We start from the raw sequence: 24,762 nt of genomic DNA, 5'->3' as shown, positions 1-24,762 counted from the left end.
AATTAGTTAAAACTGGCGAAAACGCATCAGCAATTCTGATTAGTCACTCAAAATCACTATGAAGAAATAATCAAAAAGCCCCATATTTTGATTAATTATGGGGCTTTGATTCGCTAGGCCGCCTTAACGGCTTTTTTACAGGTTTCGACCTCAATCGTCGTAACGTGCGCCGCAACATTGAAGGTTGTTGTTTTTGCTGTTCGGTTTTACCTAACATCAAAAGACAAGGCGTTAATACCAATGTCAACACAGTGGCAAAGGCTAAGCCGCCTGCTACCGCGGTTGCCAACTGAGACCACCACTGAGTACTTGGTGCGCCAAACTCAATTTTTTGATTGATAAGATCGACGTTCATCTCCAACACCATCGGCATTAAGCCTAAAATCGTCGTGACCGTTGTGAGCATAACCGGACGCAAACGCTGTACACCCGTTCTTAAGATCGCTTCCCGCTTCTCCAAACCGCGCTTAATCAGTTGGTTGTAGGTATCAATCAGTACGATGTTGTTGTTAACCACAATTCCCGCCAGCGCAATCACACCAATGCCCGACATAATGATGCCAAACGGACGCTGGAACACCAATAGACCTGCAAACACCCCTACGGTGGAGAAGATCACCGCACTCAGAATCAACAGAGCTTGGTAGAAGCTATTGAACTGAGTAATCAAGATAAGAGCCATAACGGCAAGAGCGACCATAAAGGCACTTTGTAAGAACTCCGATGAATTCTTCTGCTCTTCATTTTGGCCTTTGATAACAAACTCAACACCACTTGGTAGTTCAATCTGGTTAAGCTGCTCCATAAAGCCGGGTAGCTCAACCGCGAGATTGTAACCGTCCGCCATATCGGCTTTGACATTGATAACGCGTACGCCATCTAAACGGTTTATCGTGTCTTGCTTCTGCTCCGGTGTGATTTCAGCAAAGTTGGTTATCGGCACCAGACCTGCTGGCGTCTTAACGCGAAGTTCGTCAAAACGGCCAATATCACGATGCTCTTCTGGGAATCGCACCAAGATATCCACTTCTTCGGTAGAATCGTCGGGGAGATAATCACCAATTTTCAGACCGTTGGTCACAAACTGAACCGTGTTACCCACCAGTGTCGCGTCCGCGCCAAAGCGAGCGGCATCATCTCGGCTGATGTCGATTTGCCAATCAATGCCTGGTTTGTTGGATGTATCACTAACGTTCGTCAGTTTGGCATTACCATCCGCCCAGCGGCGCACTTCTTTTGCAGCTGCGTCCAAACCATCCGGGATACGAGCAGAAAGTTCGACCACCAAATCATGTTCAACCGGGGGCCGGCATCCGGGAACTTGTACTCAATCTCAACACCCGCAAACTGATCCGTCGTTTGCTTTAACTCTTCGATGATAGCGGGCACCTTACGACGGTACTGCCAATCCAATGGCGTAATTTGAATCACACCAATTTCATCTTTACCGCCTGTTTTGGTGTATACACTTTCAAATTCGTCATGACCCAGCATTACCTTCTCAACAACGCGCATCACCTCATCTTTCTCATTAATAGATAAGTCACCGTGAGAACGCACTTTGACGTTAAAGTAAGGCGGATCCACTTCAGGGAAGAACTCAGCACCAAGGCCTGCTTTGTTGTAAGCCACTCCAACACCGATTGCCATTGCAATCGCCAGTAGCAGCACTTTCAGAGGATGGCTCAGAGCAATATCTAGCGTGTGATAATAAAGCTTGGTAATACCCGTTGCTTTATCAAACTCGCCCTCATGCAGCGCCACCATTTTCTTTTGCTGAGTCGGTGAAACGTATTGCGGCTTACCAATCAGGCCGCCGAGTACTGGCACAAACAACAACGCCATCACCAACGACGCCGTCAGCGTTGCGATGAGGGTCATCGGCAAGTACTTCATGAATTCACCAGTGATATCCGGCCAGAATAGCAGCGGTGCAAACGCAGCCAAAGTGGTTGCCGTGGATGCCGTGATTGGCCACGCCATGCGTTTGGCGGCATCACGATACGCTTCTTTACGCTCCATCCCTTCTTGCATACGGCGATCAGCAAATTCGGTAACAACAATAGCCCCGTCCACCAGCATGCCCACCGCCATGATCAGTGAGAACAGCACAACGATGTTGACCGTAAGCCCAAACACCGACAGTACAAGCAGGCCAGTCAAGAACGAACCAGGAATCGAAATACCGACCAATAGCGCAGTGCGAACACCAAGGATGGCGATGATGACAATGACCACCAAAATGATTGCCGATAAGATGTTGTTTTGCAGATCATTAAGCATGATCTTCACATCTTTCGACTCATCTTTAGTGAACTTCACTTGCAGGTTGTTTGGCCATTCATCACGAAGCTGAGCTTGTCGAAGTACTTCTTTAACCAACGAAACAGTCTCGATGATGTTCTCGCCAGCACGCTTTTTGACATCCAATACCACCGCAGAGCGACCATCAAGGCGCGCAAAACTGTCAGGATCTCGGAAAGCGCGGCGAACTGTCGCAACATCCCCAAAGGTGATGACTTGTTTGCCATCCACCTTAACGGGCAGCTCTAACACATCTTTTAGGCTGTTGAACACTGATGGGACTTTGACTGAGAAACGGCCATAGCCGGTATCCACAAAACCAGCCGCTACAACGCGGTTGTTCAAGGCGATTAGGTTGTAAATATCACCTTGGTCGAGACCATAGCTTTCCATCAGTAATGGGTCGACCACAATTTCAACAATGTCTTCACGGTCACCAGCAATGTCTACCTCCAATACTTGACGGTAGCTTTCAAGCTTGTCACGCAACTGGCGAGCAAGCTGCACTATCGTGCGCTCTGGCACTGTACCGTAAAGTACAACCGAGAGAACAGGTTGCTGTGACGCAAAGGTCACCTCGTTAACTGTTGGCTCATCACTGTCTTCTGGCAATTTAGGCTTAGCAAGGTCAACGGCGTCACGTACGTCTGCCATCGCCTTGGTCAAGTCAACGCCGACATTAAACTCAAGTGTCACTGAAGCGTGACCTTCCGATGCCACCGCCGTCATCTCTTTTACGCCTTCAATCGAGCGCAACTCTTTTTCTAGCGGTCTGACGAGCAATCGCTCACTGTCATCCGGTGAAATACCTTGGTGCCCCACAGACACATAGATAATTGGAATGGTGATATCTGGACTCGATTCTTTTGGAATCGTGTTGTAAGTCACAACACCGGCAATGAGCACCAGAGCCAGCAAGCTGAGCATGGTTCTAGAGCGCGACAGCGACGCATCAATTAATGCAAACATGCGGCCTCCCTACTGCTGCTGTTCAGCGATTTGATTGGCCTCATCGACGCTGATAGCCTCGACTTGGTCGCCATGACGAACGAAACCTTGTCCAAGGACGATAATGTCACTTTTAGTGCCAAGTCCGGTCAGCCAGACACCATCTTGCTCAGCCTTAACCAACTGAATAGGTACAAAGTCCACACGATTGTCTTTGAGCGTCTTCACACCCAGATTGCCGATTTCATCCAGAGCTAACATGGCTGGCGTGATTTTGATCGCCAGTTGCTCATCCAATGCCAATTCCACTTCAGCACTGACACCTGCAGGAATGCGCTGATTTGGATTCGGCACAGCAATTTCAATCGGAAAGGTATTGGTAGAAACGGATGAAACACGCGAGATGTAACGCAGCGTACCAGTGACTTCTTCACCACCAACAAAACGAATTGTAGAGGTTTGGTTAGGCGTGAGTTTTTGAATATGACGTTCGCTGACATCCGCTTCAATGACTAAGGTATCTAAATCAATCAGCGTCGCGACAGGATCACCAACTCCAACAAAGTCACCCAGTTCAATCGACAAATGGTCGACAATTCCAGTAAACGGAGCCGTCACCGTGGTATTACGCAATGCAAGCTTCGCTGCACTCACCATTGCTTTAGCTTCGGTTAGATTAGCTGCCGCAGTCGAGTAAGCCACCTCACCTTGCAGTCCTCGACTTTTCAAAGACTTGGATGCATTAAACTCTTGCTGCCTAACATTGAGCATCGCCTGAGCGCGCTCCAATTGAATATTAAGGTCGCCTTTATCTATTTGTGCAATCGCCTGGCCCTGCTTTACTTCATCGCCTTTCTCGACATTGAGTTTGATGATCTTGCCGGCAATTTCAGCGCCCAATCGAGCTGTGCGATCGGGTGCGGTACGACCATATAAATCGATCTTCTTATCGATCTTTTCTGCGCTGAATTCTTGATAAACCACTCGGGCGAGTGGAATGGTTTGTTCTTCTTTCTGGTTTGGCGCTTCTTCGGCTTTTAATACGCCCAGACCAAGCCAAGTGGATAGCGCGATAACGCACACCAATGATATTAACCAAGGACGTTTTGATAGAAAGTTGCCACGTTGCGTAGTTGGCATAATAATTTCCCTATTATAGTAATTTGAGACTGCCACCCTTCTACGAGGAGGTGCAGTATTCGGTTTAAAAACCACTAATAATCAATCGCTAAACGACAATCTCCTGCCAGGTACTACGCGCTGACTACCGACTTGAGTGTAACAAAAACCGCTTTGGTAAATAACATTGTTTTTGCTTGGTTGTGAAGTTTTTTTAACGTCACTGGTGCTTTAGGTCGAAAAAAGGCGAACCCAATGTTCGCCTTTCTATCTCTATGTCTGATTACAGCTACACGCTAAACGATGCACCACAGCCACATGTGGTTGTTGCATTCGGGTTATCAACGAAGAAGCGCGAACCTTCAAGACCTTCGGTGTAGTCCACCGTGCCGCCAACTAGGTATTGCAAACTCATCGGATCGACAACCAATGTCACACCACACTTTTCGATCGTCGTATCACCGTCGTTAACGCTCTCATCAAAGGTAAAACCGTACTGAAAACCACTACAGCCACCACCGGTGATGTATACACGAAGCTTAAGCTCTGGGTTTTCCTCTTCCGCGATCAACGCATTAACGCGCGTCGCCGCTGCTTCAGAAAAATTTAATGGAATAGCTACATCACTCACGGGAACCTCTCTTGCTACTCTGCCGCACACGCCTGTTTGCATCAACCAAGACCATTGCAAACCCTAGTGTTCAAAACAAGCGGCGATGAATTAACAGCGCTCAATACTTAGCCGAGCATCATTGTATTTTGTAAAGTTATTGTCGGTGATTATCTAATACCTGAGTGCTTCGTTCAAGTATTAGACAAACCCAAATTAATAGAGATGTACCTAAAACTCGTATCAATATGAGAAAATGTGCTCAAAACACTTCTCGATTCGATTTGTAGATGTACAATGCAGCACACTTGGTCCGAACAAGCAAAGAGGAACTTTCCATGACCAAATCAGCAGAGCTGTATGAAAAAGCGCAACAGACCATCCCTGGTGGTGTTAACTCTCCGGTTCGTGCCTTTAATGGCGTAGGTGGCTCACCTATTTTCGTTGAACGTGCCGATGGTCCATTGATGTTTGATGCTGATGGTAAAGCTACATCGACTACGTAGGTTCATGGGGTCCAATGATCCTTGGTCACAACCACGCAGTGATTCGTGATGCTGTGATCGATGCAGCTCAGCGCGGCCTTAGTTTCGGTGCGCCAACCGAAATGGAAATCAACATGGCAGAGCTGGTTCGCAAACTGGTGCCTTCTATGGAACAGCTGCGCATGGTGAGCTCAGGTACGGAAGCCACCATGAGTGCGATTCGTCTCGCTCGTGGCTACACGGGTCGTGACAAGATCATCAAATTCGAAGGGTGCTATCACGGCCACGCTGACAGCCTACTAGTAAAAGCAGGCTCTGGCGCACTAACACTTGGTCAGCCAAGCTCACCAGGCGTACCGGCTGACTTTGCTAAGTACACATTAACAGCACGCTTCAACGACCTTGAGTCTGTCAAAGCGCTATTCGAAGCAAACAAAGGTGAGATTGCTTGTATCATCGTTGAGCCTGTTGCAGGCAACATGAACTGTATTCCACCGGTTGAAGGCTTCCACGAAGGCCTGCGTCAGATCTGTGATGACGAAGGCGCACTGCTTATCTTTGATGAAGTGATGACAGGTTTCCGTGTTGCACAAGGCGGCGCGCAGGCTTACTACAACATCAAACCAGACCTAACGACGCTGGGTAAAATCATTGGCGGCGGCATGCCAGTTGGCGCGTTCGGTGGCCGTAAAGAAGTAATGCAGCACATTGCACCAACCGGTCCTGTGTATCAAGCAGGTACTTTGTCTGGTAACCCAATTGCCATGGCGGCTGGCTTTGCGTGTCTGACACTTCTTTCTGAAGAAGGCAACGAAAAGCGCCTTGCACAAAAAACCAAACAGCTCGCCGATGGCTTCAAGTCTCTCGCAGACAAGCACGGCATTCCACTGGTCGTTAACCAAGTGGGTGGCATGTTCGGCTTCTTCTTTACTGAGCAAGAAAGCATCACGTGTTACGAAGATGTCGCGAAGTGCGACGTTGAGCGATTCAAGCGCTTCTTCCACCTAATGCTGGATCACGGTGTTTACCTGGCACCATCAGCGTTTGAAGCAAGCTTCACGTCACTAGCGCACGGCTCGAAAGAGATCGATGCGACACTTGAAGCGGCAGACCGCTGCTTTGCGATCCTTGCTCAAGAAGCATAATCGAGAGTTAACGTCTAAGAAGTTAAGAAAAGGGCTGAGCATATCAGCCCTTTTTAGTTCCATCTTTTACGCCTGCCAGTTGAATATCACCAGCAACACCAAAAGCCCAATCGTGATTGAAAACCAGGGAATTGGTTGTGTTTTTTTCTTGTCTTTCTCACAGTTTTTATCACCGTTGCAACAGCCCATCGCCCCCTCCTAGCACACCAAAACTGACAAGATTTTAAATTGATCACTCAAAGATTTACGTCCATTATATGACCAACACTGCTTATGTCTGTCAGCGTTTGTCGAACCATGACGATCTAGCATCTACACTTCCAGTAAAAAGGAAACTCCGTGAACAACAAAATGAACGTGACGGCCAGCCATTGGGTATTGATTGTCGCCCTACTCTTTGCCGCGTTTGCCTGCTATCTCCTAGTGGAACCGTACATCAACTCCATTATCATGGCATTTATTTTGTCACTATTGATGTTTCCTATCCATGAATGGATTGAGCGAAAGCTGCCTAAGCACAAGAACATTGTCGCCTTGCTCTCTTGCATCGTACTGACCTTTATTATTGTCATGCCGCTCATGCTGGTCTTTAGCGCGATTGTTCAACAAGGTTCCGTCTTCTCCCAGAACATGTACCAATGGGTGACTGGCGGCGGCATTCAAGAAGTTATCGCTCATCCTTGGGTGGTCACTGGTCTTGATTTCGTCAACGAGTACCTACCTTTCGATGCCATTAATCCGCAAGACATCGCTCAAAAAGCAGCGGAATTTGCCACCTCTCTTGGCTCCAACTTGGTTGCCATGAGCGCAAAAATTCTTGGCGATGCCACGAACTTCTTGATGAACTTCTTCTTGATGTTGTTTGTGTTGTTCTTCCTACTGCGCGATCACGACAAACTCATCGCAGCAATCCGTCATATTTTGCCGTTTTCTCGTAGCCAAGAAGACCGCCTACTCAGTGAAATTGAAAAAGTATCCAAGTCTGCAGTCATGGGCTCGTTCTTAACCGCAATCGCACAAGGTGCTGCTGGCGGCTTTGGTATGTGGATGGCAGGATTCCCAGGACTATTCTGGGGCACCATGATGGGCTTTGCCTCATTCATTCCAGTGGTGGGGACTGCACTGATTTGGATTCCCGCGACCGCGTACCTGCTGATCACCGGTGACACAGGATGGGGCTTATTCTTAGCTATCTGGAGCATTGCCGTCGTTGGCTCAATTGACAACGTACTGCGCCCACTGTTAATGCAAGGCAGTGCGGGGATGAACACACTCATGATCTTCTTCTCGCTACTTGGTGGTATTCATTTGTTTGGTCTTATCGGCTTAATTTACGGCCCACTGATTTTCGCGATTACCATGGTCTTGTTCAATATGTATGAAGAGGAGTTCAAGGAATTCCTCGATGGCCAAGATAGAAGCTAGAGTCTTTTTTCAGGGAGGGGTTTGTGAGAGAATCGCCTCCCTTTTTATTTCGAGAGAAACATCGCTATGGCAAGCTACATCGCACCCAGTCAAATTGCACAACGACAACTAGAGTATTTTGCCGGAAAACGTGTGTTGGTCATTGGCGAAATAGAAGATAGCTTCCCGATTGAACTGAGTCGCCACTGCGACAAAGTAACGGTATTCACCAGCAACTACATTACCTATCGCTCACTGCAATCGTCATCGAAAATCGACACCCTCTTTGGCGCGTCGCTACCGGCTGATATTGATGCGGATATGGTCTTACTATACTGGCCAAAGGCAAAGGCAGAAGCTCAAATGCTACTGCATATGTCTCTGGCAGCACTTGGCGATGAAACCGAAATCGTGGTGGTGGGTGAAAACCGCTCGGGTGTAAAGAGCATTGAGAAAATGTTTGCCGCTTACGGCCCCATCAACAAGTACGACTCCGCTAGACGCTGCTCATTTTATTGGGGCATTTGCCAACAAGCGCCTGACTCATTTGATTTACAAAGTCAGTTCAAGACTTACCATGTGGAGCTCAATGGCCTTGCTATCACGGTGAAGAGCCTACCTGGAGTATTTAGCCACGGTGAGTTCGACCACGGCACCCAATTACTGCTCAACAACCTGCCAGCACTAACAGGTAAAGTGCTCGACTTTGGTTGTGGCGCGGGCATCATTGGCGCTTATATGGGGCTGAAGAACCCAACGAGTAAGCTTCACCTATGTGATATCAATGCTTTCGCGATTGAATCAAGTAAGCAGACCCTCGCTGCTAATGGATTATCAGGTGAGGTTTTTGCCTCTGATGTGTATTCCGATATCGATAACGATTTTGATTTTATCGTCAGCAACCCGCCTTTTCATGCCGGGCTCGATACCAGTTACTCCGCGACAGAAACTCTATTATCTGATGCCCCTAAGCATCTGAACAAGCAAGGCCAGCTTTGGATTGTCGCCAACAGTTTCCTCAAATATCCGCCGATTATTGAGCAGCAGTTTGGTCATTGTGAAACGGTGGCTAAAAACCGTAAGTTTGCCATTTATCACGCCGCAAAATAACTCTCTAAACTCAGACTCTCGAAGTCCCAATTCATCGCGCCATTCAGTTCCAGCCTAATCAGCTAGCACCAAGTGGCGCGTTCCTCTATCTAAGTCCCGGTAATTTCTTACAAAGCCAACAAGCAAAGGGGAATTTTGTGTGTCTCCACACGCTTTACCTGTCACTTACTTGCCAATAAAAAATAAGTCTATAGATTGGCAAGGTTAAGAGTGTCTAGTTGATTGAGTGAGAGAAACTTTTCCCCATGTTAAAGCTGCGTCGCAAACAGAAATTTAAACGATTGCAAAACACCCTAATGATGGCGTTTTTGGTACTCAGTATTACGCCACTCACTATCATTGCGCTTTTCTTTCTGAATGCACATAGCCAAGATCTTCGCGACCAAAGTACCTCTCACCTCGTCTCACTACGCGATACTAAAAAGCAGCAAATCGTCGATTACTTTAATGCCCAAGAGTCCGAAGTCATGGGCTTTGTTCGCTCCGAGCTTGCTTTTGCCAGTGGCGGCCGTTTCTACGGTCTAGTCAATGCATTCCAACGCCTCGGCGACGATATTGAGCAAGCGCGCCAACATGCTCAAGAGCGTTACATTCTTGGCTCCGGCGACCAAGTGAAAACCACCATACTCCCCGACTCCAGCAGTTACGTCGGCAGTGAGCGCTATCGCTTACTGCACAAGCGTTACCACCGCGCTTTTATGGAACACCTAAAACGCTCAGATTTCGATGACATCATCTTAGTTGACTTGGCGGGTAACGTGACTTACTCGGTGTACAAGTTCGATTACTTCGGCACGAATCTCGAAACAGGAAGCTACTCGACTCGTGTCTTAGGCGAGACGTTCGCGCGCCTTGCATCGGAAGTAAAGCTCAAACGCAAAGAGAACGAAGAATACACGCCCGTCATCGTCTCGGACTTTGCCGAATATGAAGGTAAGCAATATGCATGGGTGGGCGCTCCAATCATCCAGCAGGGTTACTTGCACAGTTACGCGATGTTCCGACTGCCAATTAGCGGCATCACTAAACTGATTACCGATGGAACACCGCAAGACATCCGCGTTCTCTTGGTAGGAAGTGACCACTCTGCGAAAATTCTTGCTTAACGGAAGAAACTATCGCCAATAGTAATACGGTGATCTCCGACGCCTTATCAGGCATCACCGATGTCAGTCGCTACCAAAGTGCATTGGGTGAAAAGTACTTCGCCGCCTTCGCGCCTATCGCGCTCAACACAACCCATTGGGCATTGGTTGTCGAAACGCCTGAGGCCATTGCGTTTGCCAGCGTTAATCAACTAGAGACCTTATTTGTGGTTGCCATGTTGACCGCAATTGTTGTCGTGGTCATTGCGTCACACTACCTATCGAACTTCATTACATCACCGCTACTGAAACTCACTTGGGCTGCAGAGCGTGCTTCTGGCGGCGACCTTGACCCTTCGATAATTAGTTTGGAACGCGCCGATGAAATTGGCCGCCTTGCGCTCAGTTTTGAACGAATGCGCCGCTCAATCAAGGACAAGATTGAGCTCATCAAAAGTCAAAACCAAGAGCTAGAACAGAGCCTTGCGATCATCAAAAAACAAAAACGAAGAGTTACAGCTGGCCGACAAACTCAAAGATGAATTTCTTGCTACCACATCCCATGAGCTGCGTACCCCACTGCATGGCATGATTGGCATTGCCGAAGCGATGATTTCGGGTGCAAATGGCCCCATTGGCGCCAATCACAAGTACCAGCTGGATATCATCGTCAACAGTGGCCAACGTCTTGCAAGCTTGGTTGACGATCTGCTCGATTACCACAAGATGCGCTACGGTAGCCTTGATATCGAACGCCAAGCTCTGAGCCTAACCAGCACGACTCAACTGGTGATTGAGCTCTCTAACCACTTACTTGGCGACAAAAAGATCCGCATCATCAACCAAGTCCTTGAACCGCTGCCGTTGATTTCGGCCGATCCGCAGCGCCTTGAGCAAGTGCTTTACAACTTACTTGGCAACGCGATTAAGTACACCAACGAAGGTAAAATTGTCCTTTCTGCGACTGCCATGAGTGACCATATTCGCGTTCAGGTGGTCGACACCGGCCAAGGCATCCCAGCACAGCAGCTAGAACACATTTTTGAGCCTTTAGTGCAGGCTGGCCACGACTCCGGCCATTACCGCCAAGGCGCAGGGCTAGGCCTTTCCATTAGCCGCCAGCTCATCGAACTTATGGGAGGCTCGCTCTACGTAAGCAGTCAACCACATGTCGGCACCACGTTCAGCTTTACGCTGCCGCTGGCAACCCAGCAAGAAATTGAGGCGCAATCACAAGCCAGTTCAGTGAGCCACTTTCAAATTTCGGAATCCGCAGAGCTCGCACTGGAAGAGGAGGAAGTGCTACCTGAAAACCCTGATGGCCCAGTATTGCTCATTGCTGACGATGAGCCCGTGAACCTGCGTATTCTCGAAAGCTTCCTGCGACTAGAAGGCTATCAAGTGCGCCTGGCCAAAGACGGTATTGAAGCGCTGGATCAGATTGAGAAAGAAAAGCCAGAACTGCTACTGCTCGACATTATGATGCCAGGTATGAGCGGCTTTGAGGTGTGTGAGTCGGTACGTGAAACTTATGACCACGCAGCGCTGCCTATTATCATGTTAACCGCACTTAACCAGCCAGAAGACCGAGTACGTGGCTTTGAGCTAGGTGCCAATGATTACTTGGCGAAGCCGTTCAGTAAGCCAGAACTCGCTGCACGTATCGCGGCTCACTTACAGGCGAGTAAAGCCGAAGAGCGCCGCGCTGAAAACCAAAACCTGAAATACGAGCTCAAGCAACGAGCTATGGTCGAAGCTAGCTTGCTCGAAACCCAAGGGCGCTTGATTGAACAACTCGATAATGCTCCTGAAGCCATTTTGTGTATTAGAGAAGATCTTAAAGTTCAGTTTGCCAACCAAAGTGCCGGACGCTATTTAAGCGCTCTGTTGAGCAGCTCAAGCGTGCCAGCATTGAAGAATTAATCGCGCCGAAATTCATTCACCTAAACCAGGAACATTACTTTGGTGAAATTGATGCCTTCGTCGATGATGTTCGACAGCACATTAATGCCGACATCCTAATGCTTCCTGAAGGTTCTGGACTGAAGAGTATTTATATCTTTGAGCAAGGAATGTCGCTCGATGCTAGCCGAGTGAAGAACCTCGAAACCGCCATCGATGCTCTATCCACCTATGCTATTGAAGGTGATAAAGCCAAGCTTAAAGAACTCAAAGAGCTCGGTGGCGAGTTCACTCGCTTAGCCGATAAAGCGGAAGGTGAAGAGAAGTCGCGTCCGGAAATCATGCGCGAGATCCTGGTCGAAGCCATGACCACCTCACTGAGCTATTGGGAAAGTGTCACAGGTCAAAGCAAGTTTGCCTTCGCTGAGCAAAGTGGTTTGTGGCGCGTCTACTTAGACCGCAGCACGCTTCAAACCCGAACATTAGATAAGTACCTGCGCCTTGAAACGCTGCCGAAAACGCCACGATGGCGCACCGTCCTAAGCTCGGTGGAGTACATCCTAGAGCATTGCCACAAGCAAGGGCCAGAGCGTGACTACATCATTAGTTTGCGCGATAAGCTGCAGCGCCTTCTCACCAGCTAGCTAGGCTCAAATCCGAGCCTAAGCCAGTTCTCAAGCCATAAAAAAGCCACGGTCATCACCGTGGCTTTTCACTGCCTATTGCTTACTGCTAGCTAAATTACGCTGGCTCTTGGAAAATCACCGTGTCGGCTTTTTCCGTGTACTCTGCCATGCGATGGAAGTTTAGGTAACGGTAAGTATCCGCAGCCGTTGGGTCAATCTGCTTCATGTATTCTAGGTATTCTTCCTTAGTTGGGATCTTACCAAGAATCGCACCCACAGCAGAAAGCTCTGCAGACGCTAGGTATACATTCGCACCTGTACCTAAACGGTTCGGGAAGTTACGGGTTGATGTCGACATGACCGTCGCTTCATCCGCTACGCGAGCTTGGTTACCCATACATAGCGAACATCCCGGAGTTTCGATACGAACTCCCGCACGACCGAAGATACCGTAATAACCTTCTTCTGTAAGCTGGTCGCGATCCATTTTCGTTGGTGGTGCTACCCATAGACGGGTATCAAGCTGACCGTTGTACTTGTCTAGAAGCTTACCAGCCGCACGGAAGTGGCCGATGTTAGTCATACATGAACCAATGAATACCTCATTGATTTCAGTACCTTGAACGTCAGATAGCAGACGAGCATCATCAGGGTCGTTTGGCGCACATAGGATTGGCTCTGTTACGTCAGCTAAGTCGATTTCAATCACGTGTGCGTATTCAGCGTCACTGTCAGCCGTCATTAGCTCTGGGTTTGCTAACCACTCTTCCATGCCTGTGATACGACGCTCAATGGTACGGCGGTCGCCATAGCCTTCAGAGATCATCCACTTAAGCATAGTGATGTTCGAGTTTAGATACTCAGAAATAGAGTCTTGAGACAGTTTAACCGTACAACCCGCTGCACTACGTTCAGCGGATGCATCCGATAGCTCAAACGCTTGCTCAACTGTTAGGTGCTCAACACCTTCAATCTCTAGGATGCGACCTGAGAACTCGTTAATCTTACCGGCTTTTTCAACCGTCAGTAGACCTTGCTGAATCGCGTAGTAAGGGATGGCATGAACAAGGTCACGTAGCGTGATACCCGGCTGCATCTCACCTTTAAAGCGCACCAAGATTGATTCAGGCATATCTAATGGCATTACGCCCGTTGCCGCAGCAAACGCAACCAGACCCGAACCTGCTGGGAAAGAAATACCTAGTGGGAAACGAGTATGTGAATCGCCACCAGTACCTACTGTGTCTGGCAGTAGCATGCGGTTTAGCCATGAGTGGATAACACCATCACCTGGACGAAGCGACACACCTGCACGGTTCATAATAAAGTCCGGCAACGTGTGGTGCGTATTCACATCAACTGGTTTTGGATACGCAGACGTGTGACAGAATGACTGCATCACAAGGTCAGCTGAGAAGCCAAGACACGCAAGATCTTTTAGCTCATCACGCGTCATAGGACCAGTTGTATCTTGAGAGCCAACCGTTGTCATCTTAGGCTCACAGTATGTGCCCGGACGAATGCCTTCAACGCCACATGCTTTACCCACCATCTTCTGAGCAAGTGTATAGCCTTTACCGGTATCTTCAGCAGCGACAGGAAGACGGAACACTTCAGAAGGTGCAAGACCTAGTGATTGACGTGCTTTGTCTGTTAGACCGCGGCCAATGATAAGTGGAATACGACCACCAGCACGGACTTCATCAATCAGTACGTCTGTTTTTAGGCTAAACTCAGCCAGCGTTTCACCTGTTGCGTGGTCGCAGACTTTGCCTTCGTATGGGTAAACATCAATCACATCACCCATGTTCAGTTTAGTCACGTCAACTTCGATAGGTAGCGCGCCTGCATCTTCCATGGTGTTGAAGAAGATAGGGGCAATTTTACCGCCAAGTACGTAACCGCCCGCGCGTTTGTTTGGTACGTTCGGGATATCATCGCCCATAAACCAAAGCACAGAGTTGGTTGCCGATTTACGAGATGAGCCGGTACCCACAACGTCACCAACATAAACGAGCTGGTGACCTTTCTCTTTAAGCGCTTCGATCTGTTTGATTGGACCAATTGAGCCTGGTTGATCCGGTTCAATACCATCGCGAGCGTTTTTAAGCATCGCCAATGCGTGTACAGGGATATCTGGACGCGACCATGCATCTGGTGCTGGAGATAGGTCATCGGTGTTTGTCTCACCTGTGACCTTAAATACGGTCAGCGTGATCTTCTCTTGAAGTTCAGGTTTCGATAGGAACCATTCTGCTTCAGCCCAAGACGTTAGCACCTGCTTCGCATAAGCATTGCCCGCCTTTGCTTTCTCTTCGACATCGTAGAAGGCATCGAACATCAGTAGCGTGTGTGAAAGGGCTTTAACCGCGATAGGGGCAAGCTCTGCATCATCAAGCAATGACACGAGAGATTCAATATTGTAACCGCCTTGCATCGTACCCAGCAGTTCAGCTGCTTTTTCACGGCTCACTAGAGGTGATTCCACTTCACCTTTGGTAATGGCCGTCAGAAAGCCGGCTTTAACGTAAGCAGCTTCATCTACACCTGGTGGGATACGATTCTCTAGGAGGTCGAGGATAAACTCTTCTTCACCTTGAGGTGGGTTCTTTAGTAATTCAACAAGTCCTGCAACTTGTTCAGCGTCTAAGGGTCTAGGAACAACTCCTTCGGCAGCACGCTCTTCGACGTGTTTACGGTAGGCTTCAAGCACGACTTTTTTCCTCTCATTGCGGTCCCTCCTTATAATTAGAATTCGGAGTGGACATCCTTGGAAACTTGGCTCTCCCTTGCCATTGGTCGTCTTCAACTAATTGAATCAACAGCGCCAGAGAGGCCAAACTGTGGGGCGAAGGATACCAAATTTAACGTTAAATTAAAATCTTCCCATTTTGACCAACATTGCAAGTTTGAGTAAAAATCAACGATTTCCGACTAAAGTCGCAACGCGTTAGCGTCAAATTGGCCCTTCATTTTTTGCATTTATGTTCGGTATTACCTTGAGTGATAACTGGGCTAGTATGCTGAACCAATGATCAAGTAGAACGAGCGCAGCCCCGTTTCCACTTGCCCATATGAAAGCATAATCGGTCCAACGGGTGAGTCGATACCCGCAAACACCGAGCCTGCTAAAAATAACGGTGCGTCCGAGAAGTTCTCATCCGTCCAAACACCACCATATTCAGCGGAGGCCCCCAAATAGACTGGGGACTGGAACATACCAAAGTCATTATCAAACCAGCGGTAGCGGTAGACTAAGCTTCCATAGGCTTTATTCTGACCTATCAAGCTGTTGCGAGGGATACCCGACAAGTTCAAGAAGCCCCTAGCTCTCTTGGGCTAACTGGGAGAGAATCGTTCTCAGTCGAAATCATGCCAACATCCACCGAACCCACAAAGGTATTACGCCCAATTGTACGCGCATACTTGGTTTCAACAGTGATTTCTTGAGCGTAATCCGAAAAGCTTGAAGCGTCAGTATTGATATTTTGATCACCACTATCTTGCGAATGCAGATACTCTAAATTCACATACCACCCTTTGGTTGGCAAGACAAAGTGATCAAGGGTGTCGAGGCGGTAGTTGACAAACAAACCTTTGCGGTCGAAGTCGAACTTCCCTGCCGATGGCAACGGAGATACCAGCGATTCACCCGTCGTGTATCGGGCACCAAACTTAAACTCTTGCCATAATGTTGGTTGATAGCCTGCAGCGAGCTCACCTTCCCACTCACGGTACGTAACAGGAATAAAGTCCGCCTTGCCTTTAAGAGCAGGATCTACACAATCATCTGCTGTAGCGTTAATCTCACAAAGTACATTGCGTTTGTCGCTGCTGTATTTCACACCCGCTAACCAAAAGAAATCCTGATTGAGCATAAACGGCGAATATAGCTCAGCTTCGACGCGCTTGTCGGTACCAAAGTCAGCATTGACACGAAGTTCTGCACCACGGTCGTTGAGATCCGTAAAATTGGTACTCACACCAATGGAATAGAAGCTATTGGCGTTAAAATCTTCCTCAAGGTAGAAGCGAAAGTCCATGTAGTTTGGACCCCACGACTTTTCTTTCACATTCACCAATAGATTGGTCTCACCATCAACCTCTTCGTATTGATAGGTAATCAACTCAAAACGATCGAGGGCATACAGTTCCTCGATACGCTTCTCTATCTCATCCGTCTCGAGCGCTTCACCTGCCGCTAACCCAAGACGTGTCGTGATCAACTCATCACTGTAGTGACTCTGGTTATTGATAACGATCTTATCGACCACATTCTCGTCGCCGTACACCAGCTCACGTCTCGCCGCTTGCTTGTCATCAATATAGTGCTGATATTGCGCACCATTGACCGATAAGGCACGCAACTTCTGCTCATTTTGATACGCTACTTGATAACCAAGTTCATAGGCTTTGGGCATAGAGGAGAAGTCTGTCGTTGCAATTTGTCCAACACCCGGATGCAGATAGATGTCATCTTCCTCCAGCGCTTGCATCTGCTCCTCAGTGCTTCGCCTTACCAAGTAGTTCGACAGCTGCTCACCGACACTAAAGAAACTATTGAAGTCCTCACGGGTTTTGTAGTCACTACTGATATCTATCGCAATGATGATGTCCGCACCCATCTGTTTAGCGAGTTCAACGGGCATGTTGTTGGTCACGCCGCCATCGACCAACAGATAGCCATCAACTTCATAAGGAGGAAGGGCACCCGGTACAGACATACTGGCCATCATCGCATCAACTAGGTAGCCACCTTCCATGACCACTGGTTCAAGTTTCAGGATATCAGTTGCAACTGAGCGATATGGAATAGCGAGCTCGTCAAAGGATTCAAACTGTGGAAGGTTGCCCGTCGTTTTGCGTAAGATACGCAGCATATTTTGCCCCTGAACCACCCCTTTCGGTGCTTCGATGGAACCAAAATGCAGACCAATATCGGTACGGATTTGATAGCGGTCTTCCGCTTCTTTATCGCGGATACGACGCTGACTGCGGTTAACGCGATCGCGGTAACCGTTATTCCAATCAACCGTATAGATGAAGCTTTCAATCTCTTCGGCGCTCATGCCCGTGGCATAAAGCCACCGACATACGCACCCATGCTAGTACCGGTAATAATGTCCACCGGTATTTGCATCTCTTCGAGCGCTTTTAGAACACCAATGTGTGCGGCGCCTTTTGCACCGCCGCCGGCAAGCACCACCCCAATGGTTGGGCGCTCATTGGCATGTTCTGCCTCCGGTGTCGTGTTCTGTGCAGCCAACACTCCACTGTAAGAGAAGGTGGCAACGGCTAAGAGCCAATGAGTCAGGCGTTTCACATTCATCCCTAAAAGCGCTTAATAATTATGGTTAATATATCAGTATATTAACCACTCTCCATATAATTAACACTAATCCAATTTACCAATCAAATAGATTTTTTATCCACTGTTTGGGTTGGTTGTCACACGATGCTTTTAGCTCACCGCCTTCGTCCCATACCGGTAGCTCGAACTGATTACCGCAATCAAGCTGAAGCGCACCGCCTTGCTGCGACTGAAAACCAATCATGCTGATATTCTTAGGCCACGGCAAAATGAGCGGCTCTGGGATACGCGCAGCCAAGTAATCAGAGTAAACGCGCAATGCACCGCTTGAACCCGTCAGTTTGGTCGATTTGTTGTCATCTCGCCCGACCCAAATGGTGGTGACCTCACGCCCATCCACACCGACAAACCAGCTATCGCGGGTATCGTTACTGGTACCGGTTTTACCTGCCAGTGCCGCCCAAGCAAATTGACTATTCAAGTAACGCCCCGTGCCCTCTGCTACGCCTTTTTTCATCGCAAAGGTGGTCAGCCAAGCCGCTTGCTGGGGCACTTTCTGACTCGCTTTCGGTAGCGAACGATAAATCACATCACCATCAACGGTCACCACTGAGCGCAGCGCTGATAGCTCAGCTTGACGACCCGAGTTTGATAGCGTTTGGAACATCTGTGCCACCTGATAAGGCGTTAATGAGATTGCCCCTAGGAACATCGATGGTACCGGACGGATTTCGTCAGCATCGACACCAAGGCGCACTAAAGTATCTGACACATTTTTGATGCCCAACGACATGCCAAGGCGCACTGTCGGTACGTTGAGTGATTTCGCCAGAGCTTGATACAAAGGTACATCGCCACGGAACTGACGATCGTAGTTGCGCGGCTGCCACACATTACCCTTGCTGCCCTTTAAGGTTAGCGGGGTGTCTTGCAATGTCGTCGCTAAGTCGTACTTCTCTGGCTGCTCTAAAGCCGTCAAGTAAACAGCGGGTTTCACCAATGAGCCAATCGGGCGACTGGCATTCAGCGCTCGGTTGAACCCGCTGTAGCCGGTGCGCTTACCGCCCACCATTGCGCGGATCTCACCTGTCGTTCTATCTACTGCAACCGCTGCTGCCTCTAGTCCTTTGCCCGAGGTTTTTTCAAGCTGAGGACACGTTTGGCGATCGCTTTTTCTAACTTGTCTTGCGACACCGGATCGAGCGAGGTATAGATCCTGACACCTTTTGAAGCCTTGATCTTATCGCCGACCTTACGGCTAAGCTCTCGCTTAAGCTGCTGGAAATAAGCCGGCTGACGACTGGCGATCTGCGGATTTTTTTGCAGATCTAAATCGCGCGATGCGGCCATTTCAAATTCACGCCCTGTGAGCATCTGTTGATCCATCATCAGCTTGAGTACCAAATCACGACGCTGTTTGGCACGCTCTGGGTGACGGATTGGGTTGTAGTAAGACGGTCCTTTGACCATGCCGACCAACAGCGCGAGTTGATCAATTCGTAAATCTTGCAGCGGCTGCCCAAAGTACAAACGCGCCGCCAGACCAAAGCCGTGGATCGCCTCACCGCGGCTTTGTCCCAAGTACACTTCGTTCAGATACGCTTCTAGGATCTGATCTTTGCTGTAGCGATAATCCAAAATCAGCGCAATCAGTACTTCACGCACCTTACGCCATAAGGTTCGTTCACTGGTTAAAAATAGGTTTTTCGCTAGCTGCTGGGTCAGCGTACTGCCCCCTGCACCGTACGTCCGGCGCGAATGTTGGCAAAAAGGCACGGGCGATCGCCGTTGGCGAAATGCCGTCATGCTGATAGAAGTCTCTGTCTTCCGTAGCAATCAGTGCATCGATCATGATCTCTGGAAACTGATCACGCCTTAAGAACAGACGCTGTTCATCGGCCTGTTTCTCAAGCATGCCCAGCATTTTTGGCTCAATTCGTAGAAACCCAGATCGCCCTTTTGCTCTAACGATTGAATACGAGACAGTGTGCCGTCATTGAAATAAAGCATCACATGGCGATCAGGCTCAGGGCCATCCGCGAATTCAAACGGACGACGAATCAGTTCTATTTTCGTTGATGAGGAGGAATACTCACCAGGATGCCTTGGCTCAGACACCTTGCGATAGCTAAGTACATCGAGCTCATTGCGAAGCTGAGCCGGCGTAATGGCATCCCCCACAGAGAGGTTGAGTACCCGTGCATAAACCACTGTCGGCAGCTCAAATAACTCCCCTTCAAAGCGCTCTTTTACCACTTGGTTCAGATAGTAAAGAACCGCCCCCATCGCAACCGCGCCAACCAGCGCCAGCTTCCAACCAATGGAAAATAGACGTTTGCCTAAGCCCACTTTGCCTTTCTTACCGCGCGTCGATTTGCGCTTTGGACGACGTGGCGTTGTTTTGCGTTTGGTCGCCGTTTTGGCAGGCGTTTTCTTTGGCGCTGGCTTCTTGCCCGCCGCCGCTTGTTTATTTCTTACTATCATGAATTTAGTTGTCTTTTGGTTTTACTGGTCGCCTGATGATTCATCGGATCATCGGGCCAAGGATGTTTGGGGTAACGCCCTTTCATCTCTTTTTGTACTTCTTTATAGGCTCCCTGCCAAAACGCCGCGAGATCGCGGGTGATTTGCAGTGGCCTTTGCGCAGGTGAAAGCAGCTCAAGCACAATCGCCTGAGTACCGCGAGCAATGGTTGGCGACGCTTTTTCTCCAAACATCTCTTGCAGCTTAACTGATAGCGTCGGCGCTTCTCCTGCCTGATAACGAATCCGTTTGCGATTGCCTGACGCCACGGTAAGGTGAGTGGGTACAAGCTCGTCGAGCAGCCTTTGCTTGTCCCAACCCAGCATCGCCTGTAAGGCGGCCATCAAGTCCACTTTCTTTAGCTGCTTAGCGTTACTAATGCCTGACATAAACGGCAGTAGCCACTGCTCAAGATCATTGAGTAATGCTTCTTGACTCATGGTTGGCCAGTTATCTTCTGGCAACCATAGGGCTGCGCATTGCACTCGCTGGATAAGCGCCTCGGCACTGTCAGTCCAATTTAAGGCGCTAAGCCCTTTGCGACGAACATACCCAAGCAAGGCACTGGCAATGTCTGCGTCATCTGGCACAGGGGTCTCACGACTGGTCATCACCACAGCGCCAATACGGCGCTGCTCACTGGCAACGAGTCGACCCTTGTCGTCATCCCAATCAACAACGTTCACCGTCTCAATCAGTCCCGGCAGAGTGCTTTCCAACTCATCGATATCTATTGGCAATGCCTTGTAAATCGCACTACTGCCCTGTCCTGCGCGCATTAAATCCAGTGCCACCAGCAGTCTCTCATCAGAAAGACGATGCTGATTATCTAACGAAGCACCGTGACCGTTTGCGAGCAAATAGTGCCCTGATTGATTTCGCGCCAGCGCTATTCTATCGGGGAATGCCAACGCTGCGACAACGCCAAGTAAAGATTCCTCAACACCTCCAAGCGAGAAGTGATGCTTAAAGCGAGAGGCGATGGCTTTGGCTCGCTGCATGAGAAGCGATCGGCGCGCGATAGTGCCTTGCTGCCAACGATGCAGCGATTGGCGCACATCGACTTCATTACGCTCTGGCTCCTCAATCAAGGCAGACAATGCAATAGCACAGCCAAGTGCTTGCTCACCAAGCGCTTCTGCTTGCAATAACATGCTCGCTAAGCGAGGCTCAACGCCAAGCTGATAAGCCCTCTGACCAAGTGGCGTGGCTTTTCCTGCACTATCAATGAGCTTGAGCTTAGTCAGCAAGTCGCGTGCCTGCTGAAGATGAGTGTGTTTTGGCGCATCAATCCAAGCAAGGTCATCGGCATTGGTGCAGCCCCAGCGGATCAATTCTTGTTGCAATGAGGCCAAATCACTGCGCAAAATTTCCGGGGTACTCTGCTCTGGCTGTGATTGAAATTGAGTCTCGCTATAAAGCGAACGCACAGCCCTGACTCTATTCGTCCTGCTCGGCCAGCACGCTGAATCGCTGAAGATTGAGCGATACGCCCCTGTTCAAGACGGGATATGCCAGTTTTTAAATCAAACCATGCTTGATTTTCTAGCCAGAATCGACCACCAAGCGAATACCTTCAATCGTCAGTGAGGTTTCCGCGATGTTGGTTGCCAGTACGACTTTACGCTCACCGAGTTTTGACGGCTCTATCGCCGCTTGCTGCGCAGCAAAATCGAGCTGGCCGTACAATGGACAAACGCTGGCCTCGATTTGCGCTTGCTCAAGTAGATCTTGCACTCGCTTGATCGCGCCCACACCGGGTAAAAATGCGAGTAACGATCCCGACTCACGAAGTAGCAAGCGCTCAATCTGTTTCGCCATAAACTCGGGCAATCGATCGTTTTGCGACATCGGTTGATAATCGATATCAACGGGAAACGAGCGCCCCTCAGATTCGATGTATTGCGCATAAGGGAGTACGCGCTTGAGATCATTGGCATCTAACGTTGCCGACATCACGACAATACAAAGATCATCACGCAGCGCTTCTTGACTCTCCAAAGCAAAAGCGAGCGCAGTATCTGCATGCAAGCTGCGCTCATGGAACTCATCGAAGATGATCATCCCAATGTCAGTCAGCTCAGGATCGTCTTGCAGCATGCGGGTTAATACACCTTCAGTCACGATCTCTAGCTTTGTCTCTGCACTGACTTTACTCTCGCCACGCACGCGATAGCCCACCTGCTTCCCCACGGCTTCACCGAGTTGCGAAGCGATGTAGACTGCAATATTACGTGCCGCGATGCGCCGAGGCTCCAGCATAATGATCTTGCCGCTAACAGTGCCAGATTGCAGCAATCTCAAAGGGAAGTGGGTCGATTTACCAGCGCCAGTGGCCGCTTTAAGGATAACTTGGTTCGATGCAGCAATAGCTTGAGTGAGCTGTGGCAACACGAGTTCGATAGGCAACTGTGACAAGGGCATGACCTTATGTTGTAATGACGTTCATCATTCTAATAAAAAACGGCCTCAAAATGCACTTCGATCCGCCACTCAAATCAGGGAAACTCATCCAGCGTTACAAACGCTTCCTCGCTGACATCACGCTTAATGATAGCGAGGAGATCACCATTCACTGCGCCAATACGGGTGCCATGACGGGCTGCGCTGAGCCGGGTTCTACCGTTTGGTACTCCACCTCCGACAACCCAAAGCGCAAATACCCAAACAGTTGGGAGCTGACCCACACCAAAGCGGGACACTCGATTTGCGTCAATACGGCCAGAGCCAACACTTTAGTCGTTGAAGCGATTGAAAATAGCGTTGTAAAAGAGCTGATGGGTTACCAAACTCTAAAGACAGAAGTGAAATACGGTCAAGAAAACAGCAGAGTGGATATTTTATTGCAAGATAGTGATCGCGCAGATTGCTACATCGAAGTAAAAAGTGTCACACTGCTGGATGAAGGCAATACGGGACAAGGGTATTTTCCAGATGCCAAGACCACTCGTGGTCAGAAGCATCTGCGAGAGCTCACAGAAATGGTTCAAACCGGACATAGAGCCGTATTATTTTTCGCAGTTTTGCATTCAGGGATTGAAAAAGTGTCAGTGGCACACCATATAGATGCGAAATATTCACAATTACTTGAGCAAGCAAGGCAAGCTGGAGTGGAAGTGATTTGTTACAAGGCAGCGTTTTCTGACAATGAAATTAGGCTCGTATCGGCGCTGGATTTCAGTCAAAAGTGATGCCACTTCACATTGAGAAGAAGATTAACAAACATCGTTTGCCACCGGCATTTGTTTTTGCTATAGATACCCGCCTTAAAATTAACTGTTCGCACAGTTGACTAGGTGTAAGTAGGAGATGCTGCATGCCAGAATCAAAGAAAAAAGCGCTAGGCATCCTAGCCATTGCAGGTGTTGATCCATACCAAGAAAAAGCTGGTGAAGATTACATGTCACAGCCTCAATTGGATCACTTTACTAAAATCTTAAGCGCTTGGCGCAACCAACTTAGGGAAGAAGTTGATCGTACTGTGCACCACATGCAAGACGAAGCGGCTAACTTTCCTGATCCGGTTGATAGAGCTTCTCAAGAAGAAGAGTTCAGCCTAGAGCTACGTAACCGTGACCGCGAGCGTCGTTTGATCAAGAAGATCGAAAAAACGCTAAACAAGATTGAAGAAGACGATTTTGGCTTCTGTGAGTCTTGTGGTATCGAGATCGGTATCCGCCGCTTAGAGGCACGTCCTACAGCTGATTTGTGTATTGACTGTAAGACACTTGCAGAAATCAAAGAAAGACAGATGCAAGGCTAACAAGCGAAAAAAGGGAGCACACGCTCCCTTTTTTGATCCACTCCTCAAGCACAATTAAGTACTGTCTATATTTAAGCACTGTCTATATTAAGAACTATGTATATTGGTCGATTCGCCCCCTCTCCATCAGGCCCCCTTCATTTTGGTTCTCTCGTGGCTGCACTAGGCAGTTACTTTCAAGCTAAGTCGCAGAATGGACTTTGGCTGGTTCGCATCGAAGATATCGATCCCCGCGAGAAGTTGAAGGCGCCGCAGAGCTGATTCTGCAAACCCTAAAGGCCTATGAGCTTCATTGGGATGGTGAGGTCTTATTCCAAAGCCAGCGAATAGAAGCCTATCAAGCGCAAATTGACCGCTGGCTAGCTGAAAAGCAAGCCTATCTGTGCGAGTGCACCCGTAAGCAAATTAAGGCCGCAGGCGGTTTCTA

Annotated in this window: 7 protein-coding genes and 7 pseudogenes; 7 read left to right on the top strand and 7 right to left on the bottom strand. The window is 48.9% G+C overall.

Annotation, left to right across the window (positions count from 1 at the left end; genetic code table 11):
• Positions 1–91 precede the first annotated feature (91 nt).
• The 3 genes and pseudogenes from TZ48_RS17500 to erpA form a co-directional block, all read right to left on the bottom strand.
• Positions 92–3,273 (bottom strand): annotated as a pseudogene (locus TZ48_RS17500) (efflux RND transporter permease subunit).
• A gap of 9 nt (positions 3,274–3,282) precedes the next feature.
• The gene (locus tag TZ48_RS17495) at positions 3,283–4,392 is read right to left on the bottom strand and encodes an efflux RND transporter periplasmic adaptor subunit (protein WP_112480098.1); all 1,110 of its coding nucleotides are present in this window, start codon (positions 4,390–4,392) and stop codon (positions 3,283–3,285) included.
• A gap of 268 nt (positions 4,393–4,660) precedes the next feature.
• Positions 4,661–5,002: an iron-sulfur cluster insertion protein ErpA gene (gene erpA / locus TZ48_RS17490; protein ID WP_042501206.1), complete on the bottom strand. Its 342-nt coding sequence runs from the start codon at positions 5,000–5,002 to the stop codon at positions 4,661–4,663.
• A 317-nt stretch (positions 5,003–5,319) separates the two neighbouring features.
• Between erpA and hemL the strand changes: the two are divergent.
• The 4 genes and pseudogenes from hemL to TZ48_RS17470 all read left to right on the top strand — a co-directional run bounded on the left by hemL (position 5,320) and on the right by TZ48_RS17470 (position 12,756).
• Positions 5,320–6,611, top strand: a pseudogene (gene hemL, locus TZ48_RS17485) (glutamate-1-semialdehyde 2,1-aminomutase).
• Positions 6,612–6,962: 351 nt separating this feature from the next.
• Entirely contained in the window at positions 6,963–8,036 is a 1,074-nt protein-coding gene (locus TZ48_RS17480; protein ID WP_420822956.1) for an AI-2E family transporter, read from the top strand.
• A 66-nt stretch (positions 8,037–8,102) separates the two neighbouring features.
• Positions 8,103–9,125 (top strand): 16S rRNA (guanine(1207)-N(2))-methyltransferase RsmC, encoded by a 1,023-nt coding sequence (rsmC, locus tag TZ48_RS17475; protein WP_112480096.1) that lies wholly within the window; start codon positions 8,103–8,105, stop codon positions 9,123–9,125.
• Positions 9,126–9,370: 245 nt separating this feature from the next.
• Positions 9,371–12,756: pseudogene (locus tag TZ48_RS17470) on the top strand (hybrid sensor histidine kinase/response regulator).
• 97 nt (positions 12,757–12,853) lie between these two features.
• Here TZ48_RS17470 and acnB read toward each other — a convergent pair.
• The 4 genes and pseudogenes from acnB to hrpB form a co-directional block, all read right to left on the bottom strand.
• Positions 12,854–15,451: a bifunctional aconitate hydratase 2/2-methylisocitrate dehydratase gene (acnB, locus tag TZ48_RS17465; RefSeq protein ID WP_112480095.1), complete on the bottom strand. Its 2,598-nt coding sequence runs from the start codon at positions 15,449–15,451 to the stop codon at positions 12,854–12,856.
• 302 nt (positions 15,452–15,753) lie between these two features.
• Positions 15,754–18,067 (bottom strand): annotated as a pseudogene (locus tag TZ48_RS17460) (patatin-like phospholipase family protein).
• Between the two features lie 76 nt (positions 18,068–18,143).
• Positions 18,144–20,533: pseudogene (gene mrcB / locus TZ48_RS25935) on the bottom strand (penicillin-binding protein 1B).
• A pseudogene (hrpB, locus tag TZ48_RS17450) lies at positions 20,530–22,990 on the bottom strand (ATP-dependent helicase HrpB). The pseudogenes mrcB and hrpB overlap by 4 nt, the downstream one beginning before the upstream one ends.
• Before the next feature lie 56 nt (positions 22,991–23,046).
• Here hrpB and sfsA point away from each other — a divergent pair.
• The 3 genes and pseudogenes from sfsA to TZ48_RS17435 all read left to right on the top strand — a co-directional run.
• Positions 23,047–23,763, top strand: coding sequence for a DNA/RNA nuclease SfsA (gene sfsA, locus TZ48_RS17445; RefSeq protein ID WP_112480116.1), 717 nt, complete (start codon positions 23,047–23,049; stop codon positions 23,761–23,763).
• Between the two features lie 125 nt (positions 23,764–23,888).
• Positions 23,889–24,335: an RNA polymerase-binding protein DksA gene (gene dksA, locus TZ48_RS17440; RefSeq protein ID WP_112480094.1), complete on the top strand. Its 447-nt coding sequence runs from the start codon at positions 23,889–23,891 to the stop codon at positions 24,333–24,335.
• Positions 24,336–24,431: 96 nt separating this feature from the next.
• Positions 24,432–24,762, top strand: a pseudogene (locus TZ48_RS17435) (glutamate--tRNA ligase family protein); the annotation flags it as partial.

It is taken from the genome of Vibrio variabilis (genome assembly GCF_003263785.1).
GTDB classification, from domain to species: Bacteria; Pseudomonadota; Gammaproteobacteria; order Enterobacterales; family Vibrionaceae; genus Vibrio; species Vibrio variabilis.
The sequence above is the reverse complement of the archived record's forward strand: the minus strand, read 5'-3'. Positions and strand labels throughout refer to the sequence as shown.

Coding starts and splice junctions, on each gene's coding strand:
- TZ48_RS17480 (WP_420822956.1), top strand. CDS start 6,963: ATGAACGTGACGGCCAGCCATTGGGTATTGATTGTCGCCCTACTCTTT.
- dksA (WP_112480094.1), top strand. CDS start 23,889: ATGCCAGAATCAAAGAAAAAAGCGCTAGGCATCCTAGCCATTGCAGGT.
- TZ48_RS17495 (WP_112480098.1), bottom strand. CDS start 4,392: ATGCCAACTACGCAACGTGGCAACTTTCTATCAAAACGTCCTTGGTTA.
- rsmC (WP_112480096.1), top strand. CDS start 8,103: ATGGCAAGCTACATCGCACCCAGTCAAATTGCACAACGACAACTAGAG.
- sfsA (WP_112480116.1), top strand. CDS start 23,047: ATGCACTTCGATCCGCCACTCAAATCAGGGAAACTCATCCAGCGTTAC.